31 protein-coding genes are annotated in these 26810 nt (G+C 47.9%); 15 read left to right on the top strand and 16 right to left on the bottom strand.

Annotated features, from left to right (window positions below; translation table 11 throughout):
• Window positions 1–49 precede the first annotated feature (49 nt).
• Window positions 50–865, bottom strand: a complete 816-nt coding sequence (locus BBI11_RS04170) for an alpha/beta fold hydrolase (RefSeq protein WP_068460925.1) — start codon at window positions 863–865, stop codon at window positions 50–52.
• 333 nt (window positions 866–1198) lie between these two features.
• On the opposite strand from BBI11_RS04170, the gene BBI11_RS04175 reads away from it, so the two are divergent.
• Genes BBI11_RS04175 through BBI11_RS04190 form a run of 4 tightly spaced genes read left to right on the top strand, consistent with a single transcriptional unit; the run spans window position 1199 to window position 4775 of the window.
• On the top strand, window positions 1199–1915 hold the full coding sequence (locus BBI11_RS04175) for a PspA/IM30 family protein (RefSeq protein WP_068460927.1): 717 nt from the start codon (window positions 1199–1201) through the stop codon (window positions 1913–1915).
• Between the two features lie 48 nt (window positions 1916–1963).
• Window positions 1964–2992, top strand: a complete 1029-nt coding sequence (locus BBI11_RS04180; RefSeq protein ID WP_068460929.1) for a TFIIB-type zinc ribbon-containing protein — start codon at window positions 1964–1966, stop codon at window positions 2990–2992.
• Window positions 2989–3768 (top strand): TPM domain-containing protein, encoded by a 780-nt coding sequence (locus BBI11_RS04185; RefSeq protein ID WP_237150316.1) that lies wholly within the window; start codon window positions 2989–2991, stop codon window positions 3766–3768. The genes BBI11_RS04180 and BBI11_RS04185 overlap by 4 nt, the downstream gene beginning before the upstream one ends.
• 29 nt (window positions 3769–3797) lie before the next feature.
• The gene (locus BBI11_RS04190; protein WP_068460931.1) at window positions 3798–4775 is read left to right on the top strand and encodes an SPFH domain-containing protein; all 978 of its coding nucleotides are present in this window, start codon (window positions 3798–3800) and stop codon (window positions 4773–4775) included.
• 123 nt (window positions 4776–4898) lie between these two features.
• Here the strand turns inward: BBI11_RS04190 and BBI11_RS04195 are convergent, their stop codons facing one another.
• The 4 genes from BBI11_RS04195 to BBI11_RS04210 form a co-directional block, all read right to left on the bottom strand.
• Complete coding sequence (locus BBI11_RS04195) at window positions 4899–5648, bottom strand: SDR family NAD(P)-dependent oxidoreductase (protein WP_068460934.1); 750 nt, start codon at window positions 5646–5648, stop codon at window positions 4899–4901.
• A 66-nt stretch (window positions 5649–5714) separates the two neighbouring features.
• Window positions 5715–6215 (bottom strand): DUF2798 domain-containing protein, encoded by a 501-nt coding sequence (locus BBI11_RS04200; protein ID WP_068460936.1) that lies wholly within the window; start codon window positions 6213–6215, stop codon window positions 5715–5717.
• A 139-nt stretch (window positions 6216–6354) separates the two neighbouring features.
• On the bottom strand, window positions 6355–6873 hold the full coding sequence (locus tag BBI11_RS04205; protein WP_068460938.1) for a mismatch-specific DNA-glycosylase: 519 nt from the start codon (window positions 6871–6873) through the stop codon (window positions 6355–6357).
• A 114-nt stretch (window positions 6874–6987) separates the two neighbouring features.
• Entirely contained in the window at window positions 6988–7449 is a 462-nt protein-coding gene (locus BBI11_RS04210) for a BsuPI-related putative proteinase inhibitor (RefSeq protein ID WP_068460940.1), read from the bottom strand.
• A gap of 137 nt (window positions 7450–7586) precedes the next feature.
• On the opposite strand from BBI11_RS04210, the gene BBI11_RS16315 reads away from it, so the two are divergent.
• From BBI11_RS16315 to BBI11_RS04220, 3 genes are all read left to right on the top strand, one after another.
• Window positions 7587–7724: a hypothetical protein gene (locus BBI11_RS16315; RefSeq protein ID WP_156889036.1), complete on the top strand. Its 138-nt coding sequence runs from the start codon at window positions 7587–7589 to the stop codon at window positions 7722–7724.
• A 114-nt stretch (window positions 7725–7838) separates the two neighbouring features.
• Window positions 7839–9419 carry a class I adenylate-forming enzyme family protein gene (locus tag BBI11_RS04215; RefSeq protein WP_257785577.1) on the top strand — a complete coding sequence of 527 codons (1581 nt, stop codon included), beginning with the start codon at window positions 7839–7841 and terminating at the stop codon, window positions 9417–9419.
• Between the two features lie 89 nt (window positions 9420–9508).
• Window positions 9509–9991 (top strand): YehS family protein, encoded by a 483-nt coding sequence (locus tag BBI11_RS04220; RefSeq protein ID WP_068460943.1) that lies wholly within the window; start codon window positions 9509–9511, stop codon window positions 9989–9991.
• Window positions 9992–10030: 39 nt separating this feature from the next.
• On the opposite strand, the gene BBI11_RS16445 is transcribed toward BBI11_RS04220, so the two are convergent.
• From BBI11_RS16445 to BBI11_RS04230, 4 genes are all read right to left on the bottom strand, one after another.
• Window positions 10031–10201, bottom strand: coding sequence for a hypothetical protein (locus BBI11_RS16445; protein WP_167358146.1), 171 nt, complete (start codon window positions 10199–10201; stop codon window positions 10031–10033).
• 37 nt (window positions 10202–10238) lie between these two features.
• The gene (locus BBI11_RS16320) at window positions 10239–10496 is read right to left on the bottom strand and encodes a hypothetical protein (RefSeq protein ID WP_156889037.1); all 258 of its coding nucleotides are present in this window, start codon (window positions 10494–10496) and stop codon (window positions 10239–10241) included.
• Window positions 10497–11259: 763 nt separating this feature from the next.
• Window positions 11260–12147: a fructose bisphosphate aldolase gene (locus tag BBI11_RS04225; protein ID WP_068460944.1), complete on the bottom strand. Its 888-nt coding sequence runs from the start codon at window positions 12145–12147 to the stop codon at window positions 11260–11262.
• A 107-nt stretch (window positions 12148–12254) separates the two neighbouring features.
• Window positions 12255–13178: an oxidoreductase gene (locus BBI11_RS04230; protein WP_068460945.1), complete on the bottom strand. Its 924-nt coding sequence runs from the start codon at window positions 13176–13178 to the stop codon at window positions 12255–12257.
• A 202-nt stretch (window positions 13179–13380) separates the two neighbouring features.
• Here BBI11_RS04230 and ilvA point away from each other — a divergent pair, with 202 nt between their 5' ends.
• The 4 genes from ilvA (at window position 13381) to BBI11_RS04250 (ending at window position 16101) form a co-directional block, all read left to right on the top strand.
• Window positions 13381–14667: a threonine ammonia-lyase IlvA gene (gene ilvA, locus BBI11_RS04235; protein WP_068460951.1), complete on the top strand. Its 1287-nt coding sequence runs from the start codon at window positions 13381–13383 to the stop codon at window positions 14665–14667.
• Window positions 14668–15120: 453 nt separating this feature from the next.
• The gene (locus BBI11_RS04240) at window positions 15121–15465 is read left to right on the top strand and encodes a hypothetical protein (RefSeq protein WP_068460952.1); all 345 of its coding nucleotides are present in this window, start codon (window positions 15121–15123) and stop codon (window positions 15463–15465) included.
• A gap of 31 nt (window positions 15466–15496) precedes the next feature.
• Entirely contained in the window at window positions 15497–15709 is a 213-nt protein-coding gene (locus tag BBI11_RS04245; protein ID WP_068460954.1) for a hypothetical protein, read from the top strand.
• Window positions 15710–15867: 158 nt separating this feature from the next.
• On the top strand, window positions 15868–16101 hold the full coding sequence (locus BBI11_RS04250; protein ID WP_068460956.1) for a hypothetical protein: 234 nt from the start codon (window positions 15868–15870) through the stop codon (window positions 16099–16101).
• Window positions 16102–16161: 60 nt separating this feature from the next.
• On the opposite strand, the gene msrB is transcribed toward BBI11_RS04250, so the two are convergent.
• Entirely contained in the window at window positions 16162–17271 is a 1110-nt protein-coding gene (gene msrB / locus BBI11_RS04255) for a peptide-methionine (R)-S-oxide reductase MsrB (protein ID WP_068460959.1), read from the bottom strand.
• A gap of 16 nt (window positions 17272–17287) precedes the next feature.
• The gene (locus BBI11_RS04260; RefSeq protein WP_068460961.1) at window positions 17288–17794 is read right to left on the bottom strand and encodes a TlpA family protein disulfide reductase; all 507 of its coding nucleotides are present in this window, start codon (window positions 17792–17794) and stop codon (window positions 17288–17290) included.
• Window positions 17795–17979: 185 nt separating this feature from the next.
• Here BBI11_RS04260 and BBI11_RS04265 point away from each other — a divergent pair, with 185 nt between their 5' ends.
• The 3 genes from BBI11_RS04265 to BBI11_RS04270 all read left to right on the top strand — a co-directional run bounded on the left by BBI11_RS04265 (window position 17980) and on the right by BBI11_RS04270 (window position 19578).
• Window positions 17980–18714: a phosphatase PAP2 family protein gene (locus tag BBI11_RS04265; protein WP_068460963.1), complete on the top strand. Its 735-nt coding sequence runs from the start codon at window positions 17980–17982 to the stop codon at window positions 18712–18714.
• Window positions 18715–18918: 204 nt separating this feature from the next.
• On the top strand, window positions 18919–19095 hold the full coding sequence (locus tag BBI11_RS16450; protein WP_167358147.1) for a hypothetical protein: 177 nt from the start codon (window positions 18919–18921) through the stop codon (window positions 19093–19095).
• A 120-nt stretch (window positions 19096–19215) separates the two neighbouring features.
• A complete protein-coding gene (locus tag BBI11_RS04270; protein WP_083389010.1) occupies window positions 19216–19578 on the top strand; it encodes a DUF3784 domain-containing protein in 363 nt (120 codons plus the stop codon).
• A gap of 19 nt (window positions 19579–19597) precedes the next feature.
• Here BBI11_RS04270 and BBI11_RS04275 read toward each other — a convergent pair whose 3' ends face one another.
• Both BBI11_RS04275 and BBI11_RS04280 read right to left on the bottom strand, forming a co-directional pair.
• Window positions 19598–20620 (bottom strand): STAS domain-containing protein, encoded by a 1023-nt coding sequence (locus BBI11_RS04275; protein ID WP_068460965.1) that lies wholly within the window; start codon window positions 20618–20620, stop codon window positions 19598–19600.
• A gap of 132 nt (window positions 20621–20752) precedes the next feature.
• Window positions 20753–21331 carry an MEDS domain-containing protein gene (locus BBI11_RS04280; protein WP_068460966.1) on the bottom strand — a complete coding sequence of 193 codons (579 nt, stop codon included), beginning with the start codon at window positions 21329–21331 and terminating at the stop codon, window positions 20753–20755.
• Window positions 21332–21546: 215 nt separating this feature from the next.
• On the opposite strand from BBI11_RS04280, the gene BBI11_RS04285 reads away from it, so the two are divergent.
• Window positions 21547–22347, top strand: a complete 801-nt coding sequence (locus BBI11_RS04285; RefSeq protein WP_068460967.1) for an SDR family NAD(P)-dependent oxidoreductase — start codon at window positions 21547–21549, stop codon at window positions 22345–22347.
• A gap of 40 nt (window positions 22348–22387) precedes the next feature.
• On the opposite strand, the gene BBI11_RS04290 is transcribed toward BBI11_RS04285, so the two are convergent.
• The 3 genes from BBI11_RS04290 to BBI11_RS04300 all read right to left on the bottom strand — a co-directional run bounded on the left by BBI11_RS04290 (window position 22388) and on the right by BBI11_RS04300 (window position 26608).
• Entirely contained in the window at window positions 22388–24196 is a 1809-nt protein-coding gene (locus tag BBI11_RS04290; protein ID WP_068460968.1) for an LTA synthase family protein, read from the bottom strand.
• A 138-nt stretch (window positions 24197–24334) separates the two neighbouring features.
• A complete protein-coding gene (locus BBI11_RS04295; protein ID WP_068465595.1) occupies window positions 24335–25606 on the bottom strand; it encodes a Glu/Leu/Phe/Val family dehydrogenase in 1272 nt (423 codons plus the stop codon).
• Between the two features lie 147 nt (window positions 25607–25753).
• Complete coding sequence (locus BBI11_RS04300) at window positions 25754–26608, bottom strand: GNAT family N-acetyltransferase (RefSeq protein WP_068460971.1); 855 nt, start codon at window positions 26606–26608, stop codon at window positions 25754–25756.
• Window positions 26609–26810: the final 202 nt, after the last annotated feature.

A 26810-nucleotide genomic window follows, 5' to 3' on the forward strand; every position in this document is an offset into this window, starting at 1 on the left:
CCAGCCTTCCTGAATATAGGGAGGCTGGATTTTTTTGGCGCTTCGTAGATTAGGTGCTTGAACTATTCAGGAAGTTCAAGAGTTCTTCGTTGAAACGTTCCGGCTCATCAGCATTGATGCCGTGTCCGCTGTCTTCGAATGGTACGAGTACAGAGTTCGGGATTTCCTTGTCCAGGATTTCGCCGAGTTCGTAAGGGCAGATCTGGTCTTTTTTGCCGTGGAAAATAGCTGTCGGCACTGTAATAGAAGACAGCTCGCCGCGCAAGTCTTCGTCGCGCAGGGCAACGGCTGAGTTCAATGTGGAGTGTGCGCCTGCTTCAAGCGCCAGTGACTGGAACCAATTCAGGAATTGCGGTGAATGTTTCTGTTCGAAAAACAAGTCCGCAAACTCGGCAAGAAACGCCGGGCGGTCTTTTTCGATTTGGGCGATGATGTCGTCCACTTCTTCAGGTTTCATGCCGACGTTGAAATCATCACGCTGCGTGAAGATCGGAGCTGCAGCACCCATCAAGAGGAGTTTGTCGACTTTTTCCGACCCGAATTTTGTCAAATAACGAATAGCGATCGGGCCGCCCATGGAAAAACCGGCGAGCACGAATGGTTCTAGACGAAGTTCATTGACGACCGCTTCCAGGTCTTTGGCCATCGTATCGTAATCGTATCCTGCCCAGGGCTTGTCGGATTTTCCGTAGCCGCGCATGTCGACACCGATATAGCGGAAGCCGTTCTTCGCGAGCAAGCTCGTCTGGTATTCGAATGCTTTATTGTTCAACGGCCAGCCGTGAAGAAAGACGACGGGCTGTCCAGAGCCAATATCTTCTACATGAATTTTCACGTTTTCTTCAACTTGAATATAATGTCCCACTTAAGTTCCTCCTAGAGTTTTGATTAACTACTCCCTTCTATTTCCTTTTTCGAAGTTTCTGTAAACTTAAAAATGAAAAAATCTTTAATTGAAATGTCTTTAGTTTAAAAGAAATGCGATTGTCGCCACCCGTCTCCAGCGCTTTTTTCGCTAGCGGCAGGGGGCGGTTCTTTTCATTCCAACGGACTCAAACGAAACCAATTCATGGATTAAACGTATTCATATTACTCTGACAACCAGTGGAAGTTAGAGTGAGTGAGCATTTTAGAGGAGAATCCAAAAAATAATAGAAGTTTTACAGAACCACAAATTTAATCGAAGAGGAGAATGAAAATGGAGATCCTAAAACGTTTCAGAGACATTATGACGAGCAATATCCACGCAATGCTGGACAAGGCGGAAGACCCGGAAAAGATGATCGATCAGTATTTGCGCGACTTGAATAGCGACCTTGGCAAAGTGAAATCCGAGACGGCAGCGATCATGGCGGCAGAGAAACGCGAGCGCCGCGAACTTGATGAGTTGAAGAAAGAGATGGACGATATGCAGCGCTATGCGGTAAAAGCGCTCGAAGCGGGCAATGAAGAAGACGCCCGAAAATTCCTCCAGCGCAAGGCGGAACTGTCGGAACGCGTGACGGACAAAGAGACGGCGGTCGAACTCGCGGCGACGAATACGCAGCAGATGCGCCAAATGCACGATAAATTAGAGAGCGATATCGGCGAGCTTGAATCGCGCCGCCAAGAACTGAAAGGCAAAGCGGCAGTTGCGAAGACGCAACAGCGCATGAATGATTTCGCGTCCAGTGTCGGAGGGGCAGGCGAACGCATCTCGGCATTCGATGCGATGGAGAAGAAAATCAACCAGCAATTGGATGAATCGGCCGCGATGGCTGAACTCAATAAAAGCTCAGAGACAAGCATCAAGGACTTGGCGAAGAAATACGATGACGGCCCGAATGTCGACGAGGAACTGGAGTCCTTGAAATCAGGTACCAATGTGGACGCGGAACTGGAAGCGCTGAAGAGCCAAATCGGAAAGAACGAGTAATGTCCGGCAACTGGACGCGATCCTGAAGCACGAAGGGAGGAAACTCGTTTGGTCATCCATTACAAATGCCCGAATTGCGGAGCTGACATGGCGTTCGATAGCGAATCGGGCCATTTAAGCTGCCCGAGCTGCGGCCATGAAGAAAACATCGAGACCTTTCCGGAACAGAACATCGAACGGAAATTCGATGAAGGCGAAGCGAAAGAATACCATTGCGAAAACTGCGGGGCGATCATCCTGACTGAAGCGGAAACGACCGCGACCCACTGCAGCTTCTGCGGGGCATCGGTCGTATTGGCAGACCGTTTGACGGGAGATCTCGCCCCGGCCAAAGTCATTCCGTTTACCGTCAGCAAAGATGAAGCGGTCACAGCGTTCAAGAAATGGACGCGCGGCGGGCGATTGACCCCGCGCGGCTTTATGAGCGGCGACCGCATCAAGAAAATGACAGGCATGTACGTGCCGTTTTGGCTTTACGACATCGAAGGCGAAGCCCATATCCAGGCAATCGGCACGCAAGTCCGGACTTACCAAAGCGGAGATACAATTTATACGGAAACGAATTTTTATGACGTGTTCCGGGAAATCGATTTGAGTTATTTAAAAGTGCCGGCGGATGCTTCGGAAAAAATGGACGATGTGCTGATGGATAAGCTGGAGCCTTACGATTACAGCGAATTAAAAGATTTCCGCATGCCGTATTTGGCGGGCTATTTAGCCGAAAAATACGATTTCGACGACGAGCAATTGTTTTCCCGTGTGGAATCGAAAATCGTCCCTTATATCGACGCTTATATCAGCACGACCATTTCCGGCTATTCATCCGTCAGCTATACGACCAAGCAGATCGATGCGCAAAAAAAGAAAGTCTATTACACTTTATTCCCAGTGTGGATGGTGTATTACGATTTCGACAATAAAGAGCATACCTTTGCGATGAACGGGCAAACCGGCAAAGTGGTCGGCAAGCCGCCGATCAGCGCCGGCAAAGTCGCCTTGTGGTTCACCGGCATCGCCGTATCGAGTTTTGTGGCCATGAAAGCCATCGCCTTTGCGGTAGGGGGTGTCTTGTGGTGAAAAAGTTTTCATGTAAACTGGCGTGGATGCCGATAGTGGCTTTACTGCTGTTTTTCATTAGCGGATTGTCCGTTTCAGCACAAACCGGTGATTTGATATACGACGAAGCCGGCTTGCTCAGTGGCGGAGAAGCGCAGGAACTGGAAGCCTTGGCAGAGCAATACGGTGCGGAACAAAACGTGGATTTTCTGTTTTTGACGACCGATAGTACGGAAGGGCAATCGATCGAAGGCTATATGGGTGATTTCTTCGATGCGCGCGCAGATAGTACAGGCCGTGAAGATGCGGTACTATTGACGATCGATATCGGCGGCCGTGAAGTCTATCTCGCTGGTTTCGGTACGGCCGAGCAGACGCTGGATCCGGAACGCGTCGATCTCGTGCTTGACCGGATTATCCCTGAGATGCAATCGGGCGATTATGCGGATGCGTTCGAAGAAACAGTCGTCACTTCAAGCGAATACATGGAATACCGGCCGGGTGTCAATCCGGAGAGCATTTTCTTGAAAAGCTGGTTTCATTTAGCCATCGCGATATTGCTCGCGGGGGTGATTGTCGGGTCAATGCTTTACAACGCAGGGGGCAAGGTGACGACGACCCCTGGCACATACGTCGACCGGGACCACACACGCGTACGCAGCCAGAATGACCGCTTCCGCAATAAAACCGTCACGCGCAGAAAAGTTCCGAAAAATAAAGATGGCGGCGGATTTGGTGGCGGCGGTGGCATGACCGGCGGCGGGCGTTCATTCAGTGGCGGCGGCCGAAGCTTCTAGGCGATCGAACAAAGGAAGGAATGAAGAACATGGCATTTTTTGGCAATCAATTTTCAGACGTGGTGGAATGGGAAGAGTTCCGCGACGATATGATTTTTTGGAAGTGGACGAATAAGGAAATCAAAAAAGGCAGCCGGTTGATCATTCGGCCAGGCCAGGATGCGATTTTCTTCAATAACGGCAAAGTGGAAGGGATCTTCGAGCAAGAAGGCGAGTACGACATCGTTTCAGAGATCGTGCCGTTCCTGTCCACTTTGAAAGGCTTCCGCTTCGGCTTTAACAGCGGCATGCGAGTCGAAGTGCTATTCGTCAATACGAAAGAATTCACCGTCAAATGGGGCACGAAAAGCCCTATCAATATCCCCGCTCCGCAGCTTCCGGGCGGCATGCCCATCCGCGCGAACGGCACGTTCCATTTTAAAGTGAACGATTACGTCAATTTGATCGACAAAGTCGCCGGCGTCAAACAAAGCTACCTGGTCGAAGATGTTCAATTGCGCATTACGGCGCGTCTCGATCAATTATTGATGAAGTGGATCACCCGTGAAGGCAAGGACATGTTCAATTTGCAGTCGAATTCACATGAAATCGGCAAGGGCATCCAGGATGATTTGAACATGGAAATCATGGACGACGGGATGAAAGTGACTGGCTTCCAGGTCATGAGCTTTAACTACCCGAAAGAAATCCAGGACATGATCAATAAAAACGCCTCACACGGCATGGTCGGAGACGTGTCAAAATACCAGCAAATCTCTGTCGCGGATGCGATGGGCAAATCATCCGGGTCAAATACAGCCTCCGATATGGCGGGCATGATGATGGGAATGAACATCGCCAAGGAAATGATGGATGACCAGAAAGAATCGCCAAACTCGAGCGCAAGTTCATCAAGCGCTTCAGGCAGCACGGGCGGCCAACAAGGACCGAACTTCTGCCCGAATTGCGGCGAGAAAGTGAGCGGTGCTAAATTTTGCCCAAACTGCGGACAGAAGCTGGTTGGATAGGAAACGAAAAAACAGGAAGGGGCATTGCGCTCCTTTCCTGTTTTTTTATTGGCTGCTTTCGGATGTCCCTGGAGAACGACTAAAAAAGCTTCCAAGAGAATGAACTCTTGGAAGCTTTCTCAATTATTTTGTGCTGGTGAAGCCCCCGTCAATGCGGATGACGTCGCCGTTAATGTATTGCGCTTTCGACGTCAGCAGGAACGCCACGAGTTCTGCGACTTCATCTGCTGTACCGAGGCGTTTTTGCGGGATGCCTTCTTCTGCGCTTTTCTTCATTTTTGGATTGGCGTCAAAATAGGCTTTGACCATCGGCGTTTCAGTCGGACCAGGAGCCACAGCGTTCACGCGCAAGCCGTCTTTCGCGTATTCGGCAACCAGTGACTTAGTCATGCCGACGATGCCATGCTTGGTTGCGGAATAAGTGACGACTGTATCTTGACCGATGACGCCGGCGCTTGATGCAGTATTGACGATCGCCCCGCCACCGTTGTTCACCATTACTTCTGCTACATAGCGCAGGCCATAAAGCGCGCCGAGCATGTTGATACCGACAATCTGCTCGATTTCCTCTATATCCGTTTCAAGAAATTGTTTGCCGCTCCCGGAAATGCCGGCGTTATTGAAGAAATAATCAATCGATCCGAAATGTTCGACCGTTTTATCAACGTAGTTTTTGACTTCTTGTGCTTTGGATACATCTGCACGGATAAAGATAGCATCCGGGCCAAGCGCTTTTACTTGCTCGACCGTCTCATTGCCGCCTTTTTCACTGATGTCGACGACTGCGATATTGATGCCTTCCTGTGCCAAGCGCAACGCGGCCGATTGCCCGAGCCCGCTGCCGCCTCCTGTAACGATTGCTGTTTTTGCCATGTAGAATCTCCTCCTTGTGCTAATTGTTTACCCGCAACAAAAGGAGAATAATCAATGTGCAGTTACTTATCGGACGATGGCAGCTTGACGGTCTTTTGATTCGTGCAATTTCACCATTACCTGGCGTGCGAGGGGTTGGATCAATAGAATTTCGGCAATCAGTACAATCGCAAAATTGTATGGCCAATGCGCGAGCCAGTTACTGAAGATTTCGTTGTGGATGCCATTGGCGATGATGTCACCGACAAAAGTCATCGCCACGGACATGCCAATGACTGTGAAGACAATACGGAGCAAAACTTTTTTGTGGAAAGAAGAGGAGTCATTCGTCAGTTTCTTTGTTAACGATTCTGCTAGTCTTCCAAAGATTGCTCCTTCAAGAATCATTGCAATGATCCACATGACCGGTATGATTTTTAGGATTGTCCACATCGTTTCCAGTGTAAAATGCTCTGTATGAAGCATGACGTTGTAGCTGGTCATGAGCAGCACCGTTATTGTCACTATTAGCGAGCCGAAAAGCAGTCCTTCTTTGCCATTATGTGGCAGGCGTTTGTCTTGTTGCATAAAGATTCCCCATTTCTTTTATATTGGATATAGTAATAGACTGGATAAAAGCAGTCGTTTCAACAACCATTCCAACACTATACCAATAGGGGAACTTTTTTCGTAAGTGTCTAATTTGTGAATAATTTGCAAGTGAATTTTAGTTGTTTTCACATATCAATTGGTGCAAACCTTCGTAAATTTCCACGATTTCGGCTTGTTTCATCCCCACTAGGCCACTTGAAGAGGGAGCGACAAATTCGATGACACCAGGAATGACTGAGTCCGGCTGCTTGCCCCAATGAGTGGATTTCTTGCCGCTAAATTGGAGGTAGACACCTTTGCCGACAAAACATAGCACTTTCGGCCGGTAACGTTCGATTTTGCGTTTTAATTGTTCGGCGCCTTCTTTGTATTCCTCTTTAGTGATATCGGCCGCTGCTTTAGTCGGGCGAGGAACGATATTCGTCAAGCCGTAGCCAAGTTTGAGTAAATCATGATTTTCTTCCGGCGCGTACTTTCTGGGTGTTAGTCCGGATTCGAAGAGGATCTTCCAAAAACGGTTGTTTGGATTCGCGTAATGATAGCCGGTTTCACTAGAGCGGATGCTCGGGTTGAACCCGACAAATAGGATGTCGAGCCCGTCTTTCACGTGATCGGGAATAGGTGTAAGTTCCATAGGATTCTCCTTTTTAACTAATTGATGATTTTAGTCTATCGTGAAAGCCAAGAAACGAGCAATCACGGCACATAGTAGAACACCCGAACCGCAACATTCGGTTCGGGTGTTTTGCTATTCGATGATGTGTTCAATTTCCGCTGGATAATTTGTGCCTTCTGTCGATGTCATCCACACTTCAAGCGTATAGGTACCAGGTTCGAGATTGGCTGCTGGCACTTGAATATCGTATTGAAGCTCTTCGCCAGGGGATAAGTTTTCTTCACCCAGCGCTTGGGTGTACATGCTGACGGACGACATGCGGAATACTTCGATGCCCTGTTCGTCAGTTAAAGTGAAATCATAGCGCTGTCCGCTCGTGAAGTTGAACGTCACAAGCTCTTGTGTATCGTTTTTTACGGTATAACGGTAGGTTCCATTGTCCATTTCTTCGATTGTTGATGTGACTTCACCTTCGATGATCTCGCCCCCTGTATCCGGATCTTCCGGTAGATTGTCGCTTTCGGTGCCGCACGAAGCGAGCATCAAAAGAGCCACGATTAGTATCAACCAACTAGTTCCGGCTTTTTGCTTCATTGGGTTCGCCCCCCTTTTTGTGTCTATAGAGTAGACCGCAAGAGGCCGTAAAAAGTTACAGAAACGAGTATCTTGTGCTGTTCTTGTGGCAGCTTGCTAGCCTATACTGGTCTTATACCCTAAAGGAGGGCCAAGTAATGCCTGAATTGTTCAATGATTTCCGCGAAGCGCTGACAGCCAAAATGAAATGCTTCGGCATAAGTACCTTCGTAGTCGCCAAGTACATGGCCTTGGGATTGATTCCTTTGTATCTTATCTATTTGGCCATAAATTAGTTGGCACGAGAGAGGCTCTGAAAAGAGTCTTTTTTTATTTCCAATTACTGTAATATTGACTATATTTTCAGAATATTATAATATTGAAGAACTACCGCTCAGTCAGAAGGGGAGATTCATGAACAAACAAAGGAGGAATGGGAGATGAACATTACCACGTCTTTAACGATGAACGCGACGCGTCAGCCTGATTTAGTGGCATTGAATTTCGAGGGGAAATCCTATACGTATCAGGAATTAAACGCGGAAGTGAATCGCTTGGCGAACGCTTTAGTACGTGAAGGGATTGCAAAAGGCGATAAAGTCGCGCTATTCATGAAGAATTCGGATGCTTACGTCATAGCGTTTTTTGCGGCATTGAAGGCAGGGGGCGTCGTCGTCCCAGTCAATTACAGGCTAAATGCTGAGGAAGCGGGCTATCTCTTTGGTCAGTCGGATGCGGCCTATGTGTTTTGCGATCAGGAGTTTGAAAGCTTAGTGGCGGAAGCAAAGAAATCGGAGGAGCTGCTGCACCAAGTGGTCGTCTACCCGAAAGCGCAAGAGCAAGCCCACCTGAGCTGGGACGAAATGCTGGACGATGACCGCACGGAACCCAACGTAGAAATCTTGCCGGAAGACGATGCCGAAATCCTCTATACTTCAGGAACGACCGGCCCGCCGAAAGGAGCACTTTTTGACCACCAGCGAATCGTCAATGTCAGCACCTCTTTCATCCTCGGGACCGGTGTCAATCATGATGACCGCTTGCTTCATGCTGCACCATTTTTCCATCCTTCCCAGCTGAATTTGTTTTTAGTGACCGGCGTCATACTCGGCGTGCCACAAACCATCTTGCGCGACTTTGCGACCAGGGATGTATTGGAAGCCATTCAACAGGACGGCTGTACGGTGTTTTTCGGATTGCCTGATATGTACCATGCATTGATGGAGGCACCGGAGAGCACGTACGACCTCGGGACGATTCGTAAATGCATGTACGGGACAGACCCGATGCCAAGCGGCCTGGTGGCACGTGCGATGAAATTCTTCGGTCACGAACAATTTTATAATTTATGCTTTCTCACTGAGGGCGGTCCGGGAGGCGTTTATTTGTTGCCAAGCGAGCATGCTCATAAAGAAGGCGCCGGCGGTAAGTCAATGTACATGACACATGTCCGAGTGGTCGATGAATCAATGAACGACGTCGCGCCGGGGCGGGTCGGTGAATTCATCATGCGCGGCGAGACAATCATGAAATCGTATTACAAGATGCCCGATGAAACCGAAGCCGCCTTCCGAAATGGCTGGTTGTTGACTGGCGATCTTGCGACAATCGACGAAGACGGCTACATCACGCTCGTCGACCGAAAATCCGACCGCATCATCTCTGCGGGAAACAATATCTATTCAATTGAAATTGAACAATTGCTAAATCGTCATCCGCAAATTCAGGAAGCGGCGACTGTCGGAATCCCTGAAGAAGAGTGGGGCGAAATCGTCGGTGTTGTCATCGTTCCAAAAGAAGGGGAGACGATCGATGAAGTGGCGCTTTCGGAATACTTGCTGGAACATTTGCCGCCTCACAAAGCCCCGAAAAAATTCCGTTTCGCGGATGAATTGCCGCGCAACGCTTCAGGAAAAATTTTGAAATATCAGTTGCGTGAACGGCATACTAGCGAATACACTTGGTTCCGTCATACATTCATTGAACGTTGAAAAATAGCGCCCTGATGGTTCGGGGCGCCATTTCTCTGTGGTATGATGGAACAGGATTTGAATCGAACACGGCAGGAGGATTTTTTTAGATGGACAATAACGATGTATTGATCCGGTTGCGCTATGCGCTGGACTTGAAAAATAGCGACGTAAAAGAAATTTTCGCACTCGGCGGGGAAAAAGTGGATGCGGTGGATGTCCCGTTGATCTTAACGAAAACGCCGGAACCAGAAGATGAAGGGGCAGAAGCCAATATTCCGTTGGCAAACGATCAGTTGGAGCGTTTTTTGAACGGCCTGATTACCTTTAACCGCGGCCCGAAACCTGGTGACGCCGGACCACCTGACGTAAGTGGCGAACACGTTAACAATTTGGTCTTGAAAAAGCTGCGCATTGCGTTGGAACTGACGAGCGAAGATTTACTTGACTTGTGGAAGCTGGCTGGGATCAATGTTTCTAAAGGCGAACTTGGCGCTTTTCTCCGGAAAGAAGGCCACAAGAACTACAAAGAGCTGGGCGATCAACTTATGCGGAATCTTCTTAAAGGCATCACGCTGAATTATCGTCCGTAATGAAAAAGCGCGGCATCCGAATTGGATGCCGCGCTTTTCTTATTCGCCGCCGCTCGTGTAGCGGTTGTCGCCCATGGTGTAATTTGAGCTGTCGCCAGGTTTTGCGTCCGGGTGGGTCGGCTTGTCGTAATAAGCAGACGTCTTGCGCCGGCGATCGACGATAAAGCCAAGGCCGAAGACGATAGCGATCGGAACCAGGAAATAGAACATGCAATCTCTCCTTTGTGCTGAATAGAGGTTGAAGAAGTTAGTGACATGGATTGTTCTTTGGTGAAGTCATCGCCAAATAGTCGCCTCCCGCTTTGGGCTGGCCTCTTGCCAGGAGCCAAGAAGAACACTTGGCTCCTGGCATCGGCTCGCCCGTGAGCGCGGTTCGGCTTATACATTTCATTGTAGTTTTTGAGCGATGAAGCATGTCGTTTTTTTTTTGATCGACCGCTTGTGGATGATGCTTGTTGAGGCTGGTGGGGTGACATGGATTGTTTGTTGGTGATGTCATCGCCAAATAGTCGCCTCCCGCTTTGGGCAGGCCTCCCGCCATGAGCCAAGAAGAACACTTGTCTCATGGCATCGGCTCGCCCTTGTGCGCGGTTCGGCTTATACATTTCATTGTAGTTTTTGAGCGATGAAGTATTTCTTTTTCACATTTTCATCCGCTGGTGGTGATGCTTATTTAGGCTTGATAGTGACATGGGTTGTTCGTTGATGATGTCATCGCGAAGCAGCCGCCTCCCGCTTGGGGCAGGCCTCCCGCCATGAGCTGAGAAGAACGCTCATCTCATGACTTCGGCTCGCCCTTGTGCGCGGTCCGGCTTATACATTTCATTGTAGTTTTTGAGTGATGAAGCATGTCATTTTTTTTTGGTCATCCGCTGGTGGATGATGCTTATTTAGGCTTGTGAGTGACATGGGTTGTTCTTTTATGATGTCATCAGGAAGCAGTCGCCTCCCGCTTGGGGCAGGCCTTTCGCCATGAGCCAAGAAGAACACTTGTCTCCTGGCATCGGCTCGCCCTTGTGCGCGGTTCGGCTTATACATTTCATTGTAGTTTTTGAGTGATGAAGTATTTCTTTTTCACATTTTCATCCGCTGGTGGTGATGCTTATTTAGGCTTGATAGTGACATGGGTTGTTTATTGGTGATGTCATCGCGAAGCAGTCGCCTCCCGCTTGGGCATGACTTTAGCTATATGACCAGGATTTGATTTTATTTATACATTCCAATCCATAAGAAAAAAAGCGCACCACAAAGGGAGCGCTTTTTTTATATCAGGTGATGGATGCTTCGTAGATTCCTTTAATCGACTGGTCGAGTGTCGCATTAAAGTCTTCATCCGCTTGGTCGGCGCTTAAGCCTTCGGACAAGGCGCGTGAGAAGCTGGCGATCAAGCCGTTGTTTTCAGCAAGCTTTTCGTTCGCTTCTTCTCGCGGATAGCCGCCGGACAACGCCACAACGCGCACGACGCGCGGGTGATCGATAAGTTCTTTGTAGAAATTCGCGAGTGTCGGAATCGTCAATTTCAGCATGACGTACTCGTCGTCGCTGAGTTTATCAAGATGGCTCAAGATTTCGTCGTTTAACATCGCCTCGATTTGTTCTTTGTTGGCGCTGTTGATGTCGACTTCCGGCTCAATGATCGGCACGAGTCCTGCGGCGATAACTTCTTTCGCCACTTCAAATTGCTGGTCGACTACTTGCTTGATGCCGTCTTCGTTTGGCTCTTTGATGACTGAGCGCATTTTCGTGCCGAAGACATTGCGTTCAACCGCACGCGTCAACAACTCGTTTAAATTCGGATTCGGCTTCATCAATTGCACGCCGTTTTGTTCATCAGCGAGTCCTTTATCGATCTTCAGGAATGGCACGACGCCTTTTGCTTCCCAGAGATAATCGCTCGTGTATTTGCCATAGACATCGCGGTCCATCGTTTGTTCGAACAGGATGGCCCCGAGTATGTGATCTGACGTAAAGCCGGGTGCTGTCATAACACGTGTTCTCATTTCGTGAATCAAGTCGTACATTTCGTCTTCATTGGAGTAAGCATCTTCGTTCACACCATACAGTTTTAACGCTTTTGGCGTACTGCCACCGCTTTGGTCGAGCGCTGCAATAAAGCCTTTGCCGTTCTTCATTACTTCAAATTGTTTTGTGTTCATCGTCTCAGCTCCTCAATTAAGAAATTTTGTCTGCATTACTGCTGTTCCCTGCTTAGTGTATCAATAATCGGATTTTTCATCAAAAATGAAAAAAGGTGTAGTGAATGTCAGTTTTCCGGTGATGAATGTTCACGCTCAGCCGATACAAAATCGAATGTGACACCCGTCAATTGCTCGGCGACGTCCCATAATTTTTGAGCGAGTGCTTCATCGACGGCTGTCGGATGGGGCGTATCGAGAGCCGGATAGCCTTTTCTGCGCCCTTTTCCTGCCGGGCCGATGTATTCGCCACCTTTGAGATCCGGTTCGGTGGCGGCATGGAGGGTGGCGAGCGCTCCCATATCGGGTGGCTGCAAAAAGCGGTTGGCGAAATCGCGCACTAGCACGGGTGCGTCGTATTTGCCGATCTTGAAAATATTGGTGGCTGAAACTCCGGGATGGCAAGCGACGCTGATGGTCTGTAGGTTGTGCTTTTTCAGCCTGCGGTCGAGTTCTATGGCAAATAGCATATTGGCGAGTTTGCTTTGATTGTAGAATTTTTTTGCCCTGTAGCCTTTTGATCCGTCGAGATTATCGAAGTCGATTGTGCCACGGTTATGCGCCAGACTGCCGAGTGTGATGACGCGCGAAGCTGGCGTTTTGGCGAGCAAGGGCAGAAGATGTGCAGTCAACGCGAAATGGCCAAGGTAGTTGCTGCCAAACTGCAGTTCAAAGCCGTCTTTCGTTTTGCCGTATGGCGGCATCATGATTCCTGCATTATTGACCAATAGATCGAGTGAATGAAAGTGTTTTTTGTAGCTGTCCGCAAAGTGGCGGACGCTTGAAAGGTCAGCCAAGTCGAGCTTTAATACCGCAACCGTCGCTTCCGGATGGAAATCGAGAATTTCCCGTTTGGCGTTTTCGCCTTTAACCAGGTCACGGACAGCCAGTAGAATCGAGAAGCCTCGTCCGGCAAGCATATTGGCAGCTTCCCATCCGATGCCGCTATTGCCGCCAGTGATGATGGCGATTTTGTGATGGACATCTTTCAAGACATCATCTCCTCTTTTTTTTGAGACATTGCACGAAGCCTCGTTTCTTCCTAGTTTACCTCATTTTAAATATGAAACCGCATACATTTACGAAAAAATGAAAATCTGATGAAAAGCTCACATAATTGTCTAAATTTTTACACAACAAAGAGCGCCGATGTGTTAGAGTAGTTCAATAATCAAAATGAAGAGGGTGAATCAGATGGCAAAAAACATCACAGAGCTGGAAAGGGAAGCTGTCGCGGACGAGGTGACCGTGGCCGATATTATGGTCGCTAATCAGGCGCTGAAGGATGTCATCATCCGAACGCCCTTACAGCGCAATGAGATTCTCTCGGCACGTTACGGCTGCAATGTCTTTTTAAAACGGGAAGACCAGCAAGTGGTCCGTTCCTTTAAACTGCGTGGCGCTTATAATTTCATTCGCAGTATGACCGAAGCTGAACGGGCAAAAGGCGTCGTTTGCGCAAGTGCCGGAAATCATGCGCAAGGCGTGGCTTATTCTTGCCAGGCACTTGGCATTGAAGGCAAGATTTTCATGCCGCTTACGACACCGAGTCAAAAAGTGTCACAAGTAAAGCGCTTTGGCGGTGCCTATGTAGAGGTCATCTTGATCGGCGACAGCTTTGATGATGCTTTCGCAGCAGCGATGGAAGTTTGTTCGGCAGAAGGCAAGACTTTCGTACACCCGTTCAATACCGAAGCGGTCATCGCAGGACAAGGAACGGTTGCGGTCGAAGTGCTCAATGATATGCAAGAACCAGTCGATTATATGTTTTGCGCAATCGGCGGAGGCGGATTGGCGTCTGGTGTCGGCACGTATTTAAAAGGCATCTCTCCATCAACGAAACTGATCGGTGTCGAACCACAAGGCGCAGCGAGCATGAAAGCTTCCCTCAAAGAAGGCCAAGTGACGCGACTTGAGACAATCGATACCTTTGTCGACGGAGCGGCAGTGAAGCAGGTAGGTGATTTGTCGATGGCGATCTGCCAAAAAGTACTGGATGATATCGTTCCGGTTCCAGAAGGCAAGGTATGCACGACAATTCTCGAGCTGTATAACGAAAATGCGATTGTCGCAGAACCGGCCGGCGCTTTGTCTGTGGCAGCACTCGATTTTTACCGAGAAGAAATTCGTGGTAAGAATGTCGTTTGCGTCGTCAGCGGCGGCAATAACGATATTGAGCGCATGCAGGAGATCAAGGAAAAGTCCTTGATTTACGAAGGCCTGAAACATTATTTCATCGTCACATTCCCGCAACGTGCGGGAGCTCTTCGGAAGTTTATGGGCGATGTGCTCGGTGAACAAGACGATATCACCCATTTTGAATACACCAAACGAAATAACCGGGAACAGGGACCTGTCCTTGTGGGGATTGAATTGAAAGACCCGGCGGATTATGGTCCACTCGTTGAACGCATGGCACAAAACGGCTTTCCGTATAAAGACATCAATAACGATTCGTTGCTGTTCAATTTATTGATTTGATTGAAGGACTGACTGTACTGTCTGCTGTGTTATTGAGTGGACAGTGCAGTTTTTTTATTTTCCGATAAACTCGAACTTTTTTGATCGGCCAATGCTAAAAAGGAGTATTTTTTATCAAATATAAACAATAAAATGATGATAAAATATTATTTTAAATATTCAGTAATTTAGGGTTTACAAGAAATGTGAAATATTGTAGTCTAATACTATCAAATCACCTTATACAAAAGAGTGGTTTTAGTTGGCAATTATGGATAACAGCTTCAAGTAAATTGAACGGCTGTTTCCGGATAGGGCAGAGAGCAGGCATTGCCGTTTCTGTTCAACGGCAAACTTTAAACTTTGGTTGAATGTGTCAGACAATAGTGCTGTACACAGCGCCGGAAATATTCTCCTCTCGATAGAGGAGTCTGTTCCGGTGCTTTTTTATTACGGAAAAGAGGAGAGCACGTGATGCAAGAAAGGAGAGAGTTTGTCCAATCGGTTGAAGGTATTTGGCGAGCACCAGTATCCACAGGGAAAAACAGCAGCGGAGCGACATGGGGAACCATTCGATTTTTAGGCTATGACAGTGGCGGCCGAGCAATCAATCAAGTGGATATATGGCTTAGGGAAGATGAACTGCCTGTGTTTGTTCGGGCGCTTGTCGCCTACCCATTACCCTTGCCGACGGATTACTTGCAGACAGCTGAACTTTGTGAAGACGGTTTTTCTGTGCGGATCCGTTCCCATGAGTCACCGAAGACATTTGTTTCAAGACTGAGTTCGGCGTTGGGATGCCTGGGACAGTCAGCATGAAGAGCCAAACTAAAGGAAGGCGGTAGTTTCAATGGATAATCGGAGTGACTTGATTAAATTAGGCGATGAAGATATCTATCTGATCTTATATTTGTGGAAAGTAAAAGGCTGGCAAACGAAAGAGTTGGCCCAGCATTTTCATATCAGCGCCGAGTCTTTAGAGGATTTGCTGTCTGGCCATGCGAGAAGGGATTGCTACAAAGGGTTCAACCAGATTGAAAAATACTTGGTGGAAACTTACTGAGAGCTAAACTTTTATTGGGGAGTGTTCACTACGGAAGGCCAAAGCGAGATAGAAAATGAGTGCTGCGTTTGCAGTTGGTTATAGACGGTTCATTAAAGGGTATTAGCCATTTAAAGACAATCGAAGCCGCCAGCGGCCTAATGGGGAGGTCAAACAAAATGACAACAGCACACGAATTGAATAGACTCAACGATGAAATGATTTATAGCATCCTGTACTTCTACCATATTGAAGAAATTTCTGCCGAACATCTGGGGATGAAATACGATGTCAGTAGTTTGACGATTGAAGGAATCGCCAAAGGTCACTATCGCCCGAAATGCCATGAAAACTTTATGATTGTTGAAGGCATTTTGGAACGCCGTTTAGTCAAGCGGGTGCAAAGCCAATAAGGTCGAAATCCAGCATTAAAAAGCCGGAATCCGCATCATACGGGTTCCGGCTTTTTGTAGTCAATTTACCTTGTCTGTTAAATTTCCATAACCTTGCGCTTCCATTTCTTCAAGCGGCACAAAACGTAAAGCTGCGCTGTTCATGCAATAGCGCAAACCGCCTGCATCTTCCGGACCGTCTTCGAACACGTGTCCCAAGTGACTATCGCCTGTTCGGCTTCTGATTTCCGTCCGTATGCCGAATAGGGACAAGTCATCGTGTTCAGTCACGACTGCCGGATCGATCGGTTTCGTGAAACTTGGCCAACCAGTTCCGGAATCGTATTTGTCTGTGGATGAAAAGAGCGGTTCACCAGTGACGATATCGACATAAATACCTGGCTCGTAAAAGCCGTCGTATTCATTATCGAACGCCGTTTCGGTGCCGTCATCTTGAGTGACGCGGTATTGTTCATCTGTCAGCATCGCCCGAATTTCTTCTTCATCTGGTTTTGGATAATCGGCTGGATCGATTAATTGCGGTACTTGTTGGTCTTCTAGGCTAGTGAAATCCACATGGCAATAGCCGTCAGGATTTTTTTCCAAATAATCTTGATGGTAGTTTTCCGCGAGGTAGTAATTCGTCAGCGGTTCGACTTCGGTGACGATTGGTTTATCGTATTTCTTTTGCTCTTCTGTGATCACCTCGTCAATTGTACTCACGGCAGACGGGTCATCATAAAAAATGGCGGTCCGGTATTGATTGCCGCGGTCATTGCCTTGCTGATCGACAAGCGTCGGATCGATGATCAGGAAATAGCGGTCGAGCAGTTCCTCGAGCGACACGCGTTCTGGGTCGTATCGTAAATGGACAGTTTCGGCATAGCCGGTATCGCCTGTCAGTACTTCTTCATAAGTCGGGTCTTCGATCGTTCCGCCTGCATAGCCAGAAGTCACATCGTAAACGCCGTAGATGCGTGCCATATAGGCTTCAACACCCCAGAAGCAGCCACCTGCAAACCAAATGTCTTCGAGGTTTTCCGTATCGAATTCGAGTTCTTCATTTGGATTGTCTGGGAAACGAGATTCTGATGCTGAAGATGAAACTGAAGTGGAGTCAGTAGCTGCTTCGCTTGAACAGCCTGCGAGCAGCAATAGCAGTAAGAGTATGGGCATGAAATATCGTGTCATTGGTGGTTCCGCCTTTCTAGCGAATCGAATTCATCAATTCGAGTATTTCGTCGTTGCTTATGTGGCCGGTGCGTTGCTTGGTGATTCTTCCAGCAGAACTGATCCAGGCAGAACTCGGATAGGCCTCCATTTCGAACTGTCCGAATACATCCCCTCCGTCATCCAGCAGGACAATAAAATCCCCGTGATGGTCAATGGCTGAGAACCAAGCATTGAATTCATTGGCATTTCGTTCAGCGTAGGTTCCGGGGGAAATGATGGTGAGGATCGTAAAGTCGTTTTCACTTTCGGCCAATTCTTCCAGCTCGTTCAATCCGGAAAGGCAAATCGAGCACCAGGATGCCCAAAAGAACAGATACACTTTTTCGCCTCGGTAGTCGGAGAGATGATGGACGGTGCCATTGAGATCAGGTAACGCAAAATCAGGTGCCTCGGGGCCGCGGTTTTCTGATAAGGCTTCCGAGCAGGAAGAGAGAGTGAGCAGAAGGGCAGCCAGTACAAGCAGCAGTTGTGGTAATTTCATGATGATCATCCTTCCAGGTGAGGGCAAGCAATTCGCTGAAAACTTGGCGTTTTCTTGCGCGAATTGCTATCTATTTGAGTTATTCCCCAAATAGAGTCCTTTGAACCACGAAACTGAAAGGATGCGGCATACTTATCGATAAAGTAGGGTAAACTGACGATAAGTAATAGTATGGGAGCGGTTGGATGGATAGAGAAACAAAATTATCAGGGTTTGCCTTTATCGTACTTCTTGTAGGACTAGGGCTGGCGACATTATTCATTGTATTATTTGCAGAATTGGCGGATGAAATGCTCGATCAGGAGTTGGCAGTATTTGACGCTGTCACTATACATTTGATAGAAGCGATTGGAAGCAATTGGATGGATACTATCATGTTCATCATCACAGAGCTGGGGTCCGTTTGGTTTCTCGTCATGCTGTCAATCGGCGTTTTGTGGATCCTAGGTGTCAAAATGCACGATAAATGGGGAGTTTTGTTTTACTTGGTAGCAGTCGGCGGCGGCTCGCTATTGACTGTTTTGTTGAAGCACTTCTTCAGTCGGGAACGGCCAAACATCGATGCAACAATCGATGCGGTCGGCTATAGTTTCCCGAGTGGCCATTCGATGGGCTCATTGATTTTCTACGGCTTCCTTATTTATTTGGTCATTCGGACGGGGCAGAAACCCTGGGTGCGATGGACCACAATTGTTGGGTTAAGTGTGTTGATCGTACTGATCGGCATTAGCCGCATTTATCTCGGCGCCCATTTTCCAAGTGACGTCATCGCAGGCTATATTGCCGGTACCATCTGGCTTGTGTTAAGTCTTGTGGCACTCGAATGGATTCAGTGGCAACAAAGAAGCCCAGTGCCGCCTGTAGCCGCTTTACGAAAAGTATTGGCGCCTGTTTACAGAGGCCTCATGGACAAATTATAAGGACAAAGCTGCCGGTGGTTCCGGCGGCTTTTTTCTAGCCTTTTGGCAAAGTGTAGCCGCATACATTTATCGGTTGGCGGTGTGCAAACGATCCTAAGAGGGCAAAGTGATTAAACTGAAAATGTACATTCGACTTTCAAGAAGCTTGAATGGCCGAGGGTGTTAATGCCTCTTAGGTTTATTATAATAGCAAAACAATAAAAAATGACTGAAAAATCGAACAATTTTGTGGCAATTTCTGCAATATCGGCGTATGATCGAAGAAAAGGAGGTGCCCTTGAGATGGCCGACATTGTTGGGCTGCTGCCCATGCTCATTTTTGGCGGAATAGCTGTAGTCATCATCGGGATGGTATTCTCATTTAAAAATTGGACACATTAATGGAAAATGTGGAGCGCTTTACAGAACATCCTGCACAGGGAAGACGGGTGCGGGATGTTTTCGTGTTTGAAAAGGATTTTTTGGAGCGTTTATGGAATGAACTAGCAAGGCGGTGATGGAATGGGAGAAATGAACTTAGCAGCAATGATCATTGGCGGGGTGGCGTTGCTGCTAGTGCTTTTGGGGCTTTATATGTTGCAGGGGAAGTGGATGTTTTTAATCGCTGGCTACAACACGATGCCGAGAGAAGAACAAAAAAAATACGACAGCCTAGCGATGGCCCGCTTTATTGGAAAGCTATTGTTGGCCTTGGCATTCTGTATGATATTGTGGATCGCTGGCATATGGAGCGGAGAAAGTTGGATGCTCTATATTGGCGTGGCTCTGTTTCTGGTGTGTATCGGAGCCGCTTTGATGTATATGAACACGGGCGGGCGTTTTCTGAAACAGCCGTCCATAAAAGAGCATAAAAAAAACAAGTAAAGACGAGGCTGCCTCGTCTTTATTTGTTTTTGGTGCTGATAGAACGGCCGCTGCGCCCAAGTGCGTAATAGATGCCGTGCTGCAAGCTTTGTAAGGTTTCGAATTTTGACAGGTCCTGCATCGTTCGCGTAATGATCATGGCGAGTTCTGGCGACACACCGACCAGAATGGTCTCTGTGCCAAGCAGTCGTGCTGCAGCTGCTAGTTTGTCGATTAGTTGGACAGTGTGTTCTGAAATGTTGCGGTTTAATCCTGTCAGGTCCAGCAATAGAAACTCGGCTTTATGCTTTGGCAATTCATTCAATGTGTTGTTGATCAGGTCTTCGGTACGATTTTCATCGTAGCTTCCAATCATCGGGACAACGATGATGCCTTCGAGCACAGGGATGACGGGAGAAGAAAGTTCACGCACCAATCTTTGAAGCATTTTGGTTTTTTCATCGACCATATTTTCGAGCTGCCGGATTTGTTGGTCTTCCTGGCGTCTTGCGAGTTCTCGGATGTTTTGCTGCACATTGACGTCTGAGGGATAATATTCAACAATGCTGTAGGGCTGATCAAGGTCTTGATAGCGCAGAGTTCGGTACCAGAAATTCTGGCCGAATAATCCCGTTAGGACCCCCGCGTAATGCGAAGGAACAAAAATGCCTTTTGTACCTTTGTGGTTTAATTGATTCATTTTGTATTCCCAGTCATCTTGGATGTGCATCGTAAACGTATAGTGTTCGGTGTCCATCTTGACAATTTCCACTTTTCCCCAGCCGGCCGGGGCATAAGTATTGGAAATCCATTCGACGACATTGCTGGCGTCGATTTTTTTCAGTTCCCGGAACCCTTCTCCCACAACGATCCCTTGTCTGAATCCTGTAGTTTCCAGTACCAGGTCGGTTGCTTCTGCGCCAGAGATTTCCCGGATGGTGTCGAAAAAGGTTTCCATGGCAGAAGTCCAGAAAAAGACGACATCGCCTCCGTCAAAAAGTACTTCCCCCGTTTCCAAATCCCATTTCAACTCGGCTGCGCCGACCGTAATTTCTTTTTTCATGACAGTATCCTCCGCTTCATTCTATCTCAGCCTTGCGTTTTGCTAGTAGTTGTTTCAGTATTCCCTGAGATTGTAAAAAATATGCATCGAACAGCAAGAGCTTTTGTTGAAAACTAAAAAAACCCAGAATTTTTAATTCCGGGCTTTCTTATCGTAAAAAGATAATGCAGAAATGCTATGGTCTTTCATCAAATAGCCGTGGCAATGCATCAGCCGTTCACCTAAGCTAGCCGAGACGCGGACCGCATCATATGCGCAAACGGAAATTACTTTGCGCTGTGGAACGGAGCGGTCGACTTCGATTTCGTACTCGATGATTTTTTGGTCAATATCTTCCTGGCTGCCCCATTCGATATGGCCCCACGTCCGGCACTCACGTCCATCTGCGGTAAAAGATCCCACTACGCTCTCGAAGTATTCCAAAATGGCTTCAGGATGAAAATTTCCTTTGCGCCAATAAAAATCGAAGTTATTGACGTAATGGACCAACTTCAACTCTTCTGATGTCAGCAAGTTTTGGAGTTTTTGGTGAATTTGAGGATAAAGTCTTTGGTTTTCGACGAATAAAACACGATCGCCGTTACGAACACCGTCGAGGATATAGGAGACAGCATTTTCTATATATACATCTGTTTGTTCAGTCAAGTATAGAATATGCGCATAATCGGTCTGACGCAAGGTCTCGGTGAAATCGCTCATTTTTTGGTTCATTTTTTCCCCTCCATATAACGCATGATCCAAATAGTGATGAAATTCACCTGCAGCCTTAGAAATAGCTGGAAGTAGAAAAAATGACAGCACTTGTGTACCTTCCCTCAGTATATACTATCTGATGTCATTGTGCTTCTTCTAACCGAACAGCCGTTTCACATGTTTACAGAGACTGCACTTAAGGGAATGACTGCACACAAAGGAGGCGTAAATTGATGGGTATTTTTGACAAACAAGCCTTAGCCAAAAAGCATGTATTGGTTACCGGTGCGACTGGCGGCATCGGGTGGGATACAGCGAAAACGATAGCGGAAATGGGCGCGAAATTAACGATCACAGGACGGGACTTAGAGAAGTTAAAAAAACTAGAAAGTGAATTGGTGACCTTGATGGATCCAGACTGGCTGTATCTCCATGTAGCAGATTTAACCAATGCTCAAGAGCGACAGCAGCTTGTCGAAAGCGCTGAAGCGCACTTCGGAGTGATTGACGGCTTGGTTAATTCCGCAGGAGCAGCTGGAGGTAAGCATATGGAAGAGCTGGATCAGGAATTATTGGAACGATTGATGAGTATCAATTACACTTCGACAGTCTTGCTGACGCAGTTGGTGTACCGGCGCATGATAGAGCTCGGCAGGGGCGATATCGTCAACCTGGCTTCGCTATCCGGCCTTCGCGGCACGGCCGGCAACACTGCTTATGCAGCGAGTAAATTTGCGGTAGTCGGCTGGACCCAGTCCATGGCATTGGAAGCAATCGAATACGGCGTTCGTGTCAATGCGGTATGCCCGGGCTATGTCGATACGGAAATGGCGAGAGGCAGCATCCGAAGGAAAGCGGAACGACAAGGAATCTCCATCGAGCAGGCGATGGACGAAGCGCAGTCGGGGATTCCATCGAACCGGCTATCGACTCCTCAAGAAGTCGCCCAGACGATTGCGTTTCTGCTAACCGATGCGGCTCCGAATATCGTCGGTGAATCGGTGAAAATCTCAGGCGGCAGCGTCATGAGATGAAAAAAGCGTTGAACTCTCTCAGAGAGTTCAACGCTTTTTCTTATTTGATATATTCCAGTGCATTGTCTTCAATCACAGTGTCAGATACACGCAATTGATCGAGCGCTTCGTCGATATATGGCTCACAAGCGGAACCATCAATTTGTTCGCCGCTTTCAATCGAGTAGCATTCACCGGTACCTGGGGTGGTCGTTAAATCAGGCTGGAAGTACACATCGCCTTTTCGGAAAGAGCCATCTCGGAAGACGACCATTCTTTCTGTGTCTGATAACAGCGAAGTGCCGAGCATGAAGCCTGGGTCGATGCCTGCAAGTTCAAAAATCGTCGGTGCCACGTCGATCTGTCCGCCGACCGTTTCGACCGTTTCACCTTGCGTGAGTTCAGGCGGCTTGATCCATAGCGGAACTTGGCGTGCCAATTCAAATTGCTCTGTCACTCCATTGGCATCGAGCTTATTCGCCATCTCACGGCCTGCCTCGGTCAAGCCGCTATCATGGTCTCCGTAGAAAATGACGATCGAATCGTCCCACATATCCCGTTGTTTTAGTTCCTCGACGAGTACTTCAACGGCGCCATCGACATAATGGACGGTGTGGTAATAGTTCCGGACCAATTCGTTTTCATAGCCAGGCAAAGCCAGTTGTTTTTTATCTTCGGGAATCTCAAATGGAATATGGCTGCTCAAAGCGACCATGAACGAAAAATACGGTTCTTTGAGTTTTTCCATATGCTCGATCGAGGTGGTGAAAAAATCTTCATCATTGATTGCCATGCCAATTTTTTCTGTATCAGGATAATCTTTTTTGCTGAAGAAATGAGAAAATCCAATATGTTCATAGACGGTATTGCGGTTCCAGAAGCTGGCTTCATATGCATGCATTGCAGCGGTATCATAACCGCCATTTTTTAGGGCTTCTGGCAGCGGGGCGAAGGTATTGTCAGGGAATCGGGTATAGACAGAACCTGTGCGCAGCGGGTGGAGTGAGGAGTTGATGACAAACTCAGCATCCGATGTACGCCCTTCATGGGTCTGGTGATGGAAAGAAGGGAAGTAAAGCATTTCTTCTTTCAAGGTGTTTAAGTAGGGCGTGACCTCCTCGCCGCCGATTTTTTGCCCGATGACAGAAGTTTGCAGCGATTCCAATTGCACGAGGATAATGTTTGGCTGCTCGCCTTTATTGACCGTGCTGATGTCGGCCGCAGCTTTCTGGAGCAGGACTTTATCTTGTTCAGAAGGTATGGGATCACGGAATATCGAAACGACGCCTTTGCCAAAATCATATCCGTGGTAGCCCCAAAAGCCGAGCTCATAGTATTCACGCATATTGCTGGTCGCATCTCCAGTGAGCCAGCGTTCGCCTTTTGCAATGCTCATAAAAAGCGGTGCTGAAAATAACAATAATCCAACTGTGGCAATAACGGCGGCAAGCTTGCCGTTCGTTTTCTGTGCCGGTGTCCGGCTCTTTTTCAGTGCAAAAATGAATAGCAGGAATAATAGGAAATCAGCGAAGAACAGAAAGTCCGTCCAGCGGATCAAACTCAAAAAGCCGCCCCCCACATCATTCATTTGCGTCATTGAAGGAATCAATTGCACCGACAGCAGGTCGCCGAAATAACGGTAATACCAAACGTCAGAGATCAATAAGGTGCTATGCAGCGCCAACAGCGACAATAAAATCCATCGCCGCTTGCGGGCACGGATGAGCAAGGTCCAGCTTGATAGAAGCAGCGCGCTGGATAAGCTGATCAGGAAAAAGCCGAAGCTGAACGGTGTATCGGTGTATAAGCTAAAAAGAAATAGTTTAATTGCGGAAAAGGCCAAATAGACCCAGTAATCGATTGTTTTCATGCTTGTTCTCCTTTTCTGGCGGTAAGGGCCTGTCCTATTCACTACCTGTAAAAAGCCGTTCGGAAACATCTGCAGGCAAAAAAGAAAAAAAGCTATCCTGAATGCCCTGCTTGAGAGCTTTCAGGATAGCTTATGTTGTTAAATCCAGCCGCGCGCTTCCATCGCTTGTGCAATCCGTTCGACTGCGACCAAATACGCCGCTTCGCGCATCGTGCTGCCTTTTTGTTCTTTCATTTCATAGACATCATCGAAAGCTTCCGTCATTTCGGTGTGGAGCCGTTCATTCACTTCCTGTTCAGTCCAGCGCAAGTGAGTAGTGTTTTGCACCCATTCAAAATAGGACACCGTGACGCCGCCGGCATTACATAAAATATCCGGGATGACTGTGACACCGTTCTTTTCCATCGCAGCGTTGCCGTCTGGTGTCGTCGGCCCATTCGCTGCTTCTGCTACAATCTTGGCGCGAATAGTAGGGCCAGTAACTGAAGTGATTTGGTTCTCAAGCGCAGCAGGGACCACGATATCCACATCAGCTGCAAACAATTCTTCGTTGCTGAGAGACTCATAGCCATTGAATCCGGAAACTGTTCCGGTCTTTTGGGCATAGTCGATCAATTCATCAATTGGCAAGCCGTCTTGATGGTAAATACCGCCTCCTGCATCCACGATTCCGAGCACTTTTACGCCTCGTTTGTGCAATAGTTTAGCGGTGATAGACCCGACATTGCCAAAACCTTGCACGACAGCGGTCATGCCATTCAGCTCGAGTCCCAACTTTTGGGCGGCATCTTCAATGGTGAAAACAACGCCACGGCCTGTCGCTTCGATTCGGCCTTCTGAGCCTCCAAGGATTAACGGCTTACCGGTGATCGTACCGGGAACGTTTTTCCCTTTCAAGCGGGAGAATTCATCGATCATCCATCCCATGATTTGCGGCGTCGTGTTAACGTCTGGAGCTGGGATATCTTTTTCGGGCCCCATGATTGGTTCCAGTTCCCGGATAAAGCCACGGGATAATTCTTCGAGTTCCCGTTCGGACAATTCTTTCGGATTGACGACAATGCCACCTTTACCGCCACCATATGGAATTCCGAGAATGGCTGCTTTCATCGACATCCAAATCGACAATGCCGCGACCTCATCTTCGGTTACGCCTGGGTGAAAGCGGACGCCGCCTTTTGTCGGTCCGAGCACGTCTAGATGCTGGGAGCGATAACCTTCGAATTCACGGTACGTGCCGTCGTCCATACGCACCGGAATCGAGACTTCTAAAATGCGCTTCGGCTTTTTGAGGATCTCGTATACTCCTTGCGGCAGTTCAAGATCTTGTGTCGCTACTTCAAGCATGCGCTGGACGATTTCAAGCGGATTTGACAGCTCGACGCCGTTTTTTACTTCTTTAACCGGCATTTCCTGCTTCAAGTCTTCCGTTACTTCTTCTTGGCGATTTTTTTGCTGTGTCATGCAATTCTCCTCCTTGGCTGATTTCCTTCTATACTCTATGTCTTCCTATTAACTGGGATCATTAAACATCAGCAGAGGAGGAGAAGGGGGGAATTAAATATCCGTGCCGTATAAAAACCAAGGCGATGGCAAGTCGAATGGATGTCCTTCTGGCAATAGATCTACTTGTGTGCGAGTCAAGTCCATCCAGACAAACGCACCTTCCTCGGAATGTAGACGGATGTTCTCAAGTGGAGTGCGGAGAGTTTCCCACAAACCTGGCTGGTCGAAAAAATCTTCATAAGGGTAGAGGGTATGAAGGTAATCGTATTTTTTCACATCGTGCTTGGTAATGACGACCCGGTCGCGTGAGGGGTTTTCATAGAATTCCCACTCTGTTAAAGGCTGTCCGGAAAATAGTTCTGGCCTTGCGGGAAATGGATAATAACATTCGAAAGGAAAGACTCTTTCAGAATGGATGTACACCGATTCGAGCCAACGCATTTTCTCATCGTCGTTGTCAATTTTTCGCCAAGGCGCTGCGCCGCTTTCAAGCATTTCGACATTCGGAGCAATGGCGGAAAACAGTTCAGCTTGACGGGACAGGCCAATTTTTTCCAGGACACGTTGAGCAGGGAGGTTAGATTCTTGTGTATTCGCACCGACAAATCGGATGCCCGGGTGCGTAAGAGCTGCGTCGCGAACATGAGCCATCAATCGGGAAGATAAATTGAGGCCTCGAAAGCGCATATCGCTTCGCATCCGCCCGAGCATGGCGTAGCTACCGGCAAAAACAGTATAACCGCCGATACTCGCAAGCTGGCCGTCGTAGAACAAGCCAAACAAGCGGTTGGCCCCTGTGGAAATCCGGTCGAATACCCGAATCACGTAATCATCGTCGATGCCGGTGTCCATATCCTGTAAAGCTTGCAGGTCATCGCTTGTCAATTGACGAATCGTTTCGTTCATATATTGTCACTCCTTAAAGATCGTAGTCGCACCCTAATTTTAGTGTATTCGGCGCGTGTCTACAAAGTGGGAACTATCGTGGAACGATATATTTTAACGACGGCAGTCGATTGTAGAACCCGCCGAGGGATTTAAAAGGGCTGGCAGGGGAAAAGCGGTAGCGCGGCGAACTAATCGAAATAGTGAATGTTTTCTTATAGGC

Origin of the sequence: Planococcus maritimus, assembly GCF_001687625.2 — a bacterium.
Taxonomy (GTDB): domain Bacteria; phylum Bacillota; class Bacilli; order Bacillales_A; family Planococcaceae; genus Planococcus; species Planococcus maritimus.

What these genes read in the sequence shown, in the direction of transcription:
- BBI11_RS04175 (WP_068460927.1), top strand. Translation starts at nt 1,199, where the DNA reads ATGGAGATCCTAAAACGTTTCAGAGACATTATGACGAGCAATATCCAC.
- BBI11_RS04190 (WP_068460931.1), top strand. Translation starts at nt 3,798, where the DNA reads ATGGCATTTTTTGGCAATCAATTTTCAGACGTGGTGGAATGGGAAGAG.
- BBI11_RS04195 (WP_068460934.1), bottom strand. Translation starts at nt 5,648, where the DNA reads ATGGCAAAAACAGCAATCGTTACAGGAGGCGGCAGCGGGCTCGGGCAA.
- BBI11_RS04200 (WP_068460936.1), bottom strand. Translation starts at nt 6,215, where the DNA reads ATGCAACAAGACAAACGCCTGCCACATAATGGCAAAGAAGGACTGCTT.
- BBI11_RS04205 (WP_068460938.1), bottom strand. Translation starts at nt 6,873, where the DNA reads ATGGAACTTACACCTATTCCCGATCACGTGAAAGACGGGCTCGACATC.
- BBI11_RS04210 (WP_068460940.1), bottom strand. Translation starts at nt 7,449, where the DNA reads ATGAAGCAAAAAGCCGGAACTAGTTGGTTGATACTAATCGTGGCTCTT.
- BBI11_RS16315 (WP_156889036.1), top strand. Translation starts at nt 7,587, where the DNA reads ATGCCTGAATTGTTCAATGATTTCCGCGAAGCGCTGACAGCCAAAATG.
- BBI11_RS04220 (WP_068460943.1), top strand. Translation starts at nt 9,509, where the DNA reads ATGGACAATAACGATGTATTGATCCGGTTGCGCTATGCGCTGGACTTG.
- BBI11_RS16445 (WP_167358146.1), bottom strand. Translation starts at nt 10,201, where the DNA reads ATGTTCTATTTCCTGGTTCCGATCGCTATCGTCTTCGGCCTTGGCTTT.
- BBI11_RS04225 (WP_068460944.1), bottom strand. Translation starts at nt 12,147, where the DNA reads ATGAACACAAAACAATTTGAAGTAATGAAGAACGGCAAAGGCTTTATT.
- ilvA (WP_068460951.1), top strand. Translation starts at nt 13,381, where the DNA reads ATGGCAAAAAACATCACAGAGCTGGAAAGGGAAGCTGTCGCGGACGAG.
- BBI11_RS04240 (WP_068460952.1), top strand. Translation starts at nt 15,121, where the DNA reads ATGCAAGAAAGGAGAGAGTTTGTCCAATCGGTTGAAGGTATTTGGCGA.
- BBI11_RS04245 (WP_068460954.1), top strand. Translation starts at nt 15,497, where the DNA reads ATGGATAATCGGAGTGACTTGATTAAATTAGGCGATGAAGATATCTAT.
- BBI11_RS04250 (WP_068460956.1), top strand. Translation starts at nt 15,868, where the DNA reads ATGACAACAGCACACGAATTGAATAGACTCAACGATGAAATGATTTAT.
- msrB (WP_068460959.1), bottom strand. Translation starts at nt 17,271, where the DNA reads ATGACACGATATTTCATGCCCATACTCTTACTGCTATTGCTGCTCGCA.
- BBI11_RS04260 (WP_068460961.1), bottom strand. Translation starts at nt 17,794, where the DNA reads ATGAAATTACCACAACTGCTGCTTGTACTGGCTGCCCTTCTGCTCACT.
- BBI11_RS04265 (WP_068460963.1), top strand. Translation starts at nt 17,980, where the DNA reads ATGGATAGAGAAACAAAATTATCAGGGTTTGCCTTTATCGTACTTCTT.
- BBI11_RS16450 (WP_167358147.1), top strand. Translation starts at nt 18,919, where the DNA reads ATGACTGAAAAATCGAACAATTTTGTGGCAATTTCTGCAATATCGGCG.
- BBI11_RS04270 (WP_083389010.1), top strand. Translation starts at nt 19,216, where the DNA reads ATGGGAGAAATGAACTTAGCAGCAATGATCATTGGCGGGGTGGCGTTG.
- BBI11_RS04275 (WP_068460965.1), bottom strand. Translation starts at nt 20,620, where the DNA reads ATGAAAAAAGAAATTACGGTCGGCGCAGCCGAGTTGAAATGGGATTTG.
- BBI11_RS04280 (WP_068460966.1), bottom strand. Translation starts at nt 21,331, where the DNA reads ATGAACCAAAAAATGAGCGATTTCACCGAGACCTTGCGTCAGACCGAT.
- BBI11_RS04285 (WP_068460967.1), top strand. Translation starts at nt 21,547, where the DNA reads ATGGGTATTTTTGACAAACAAGCCTTAGCCAAAAAGCATGTATTGGTT.
- BBI11_RS04290 (WP_068460968.1), bottom strand. Translation starts at nt 24,196, where the DNA reads ATGAAAACAATCGATTACTGGGTCTATTTGGCCTTTTCCGCAATTAAA.
- BBI11_RS04295 (WP_068465595.1), bottom strand. Translation starts at nt 25,606, where the DNA reads ATGCCGGTTAAAGAAGTAAAAAACGGCGTCGAGCTGTCAAATCCGCTT.
- BBI11_RS04300 (WP_068460971.1), bottom strand. Translation starts at nt 26,608, where the DNA reads ATGAACGAAACGATTCGTCAATTGACAAGCGATGACCTGCAAGCTTTA.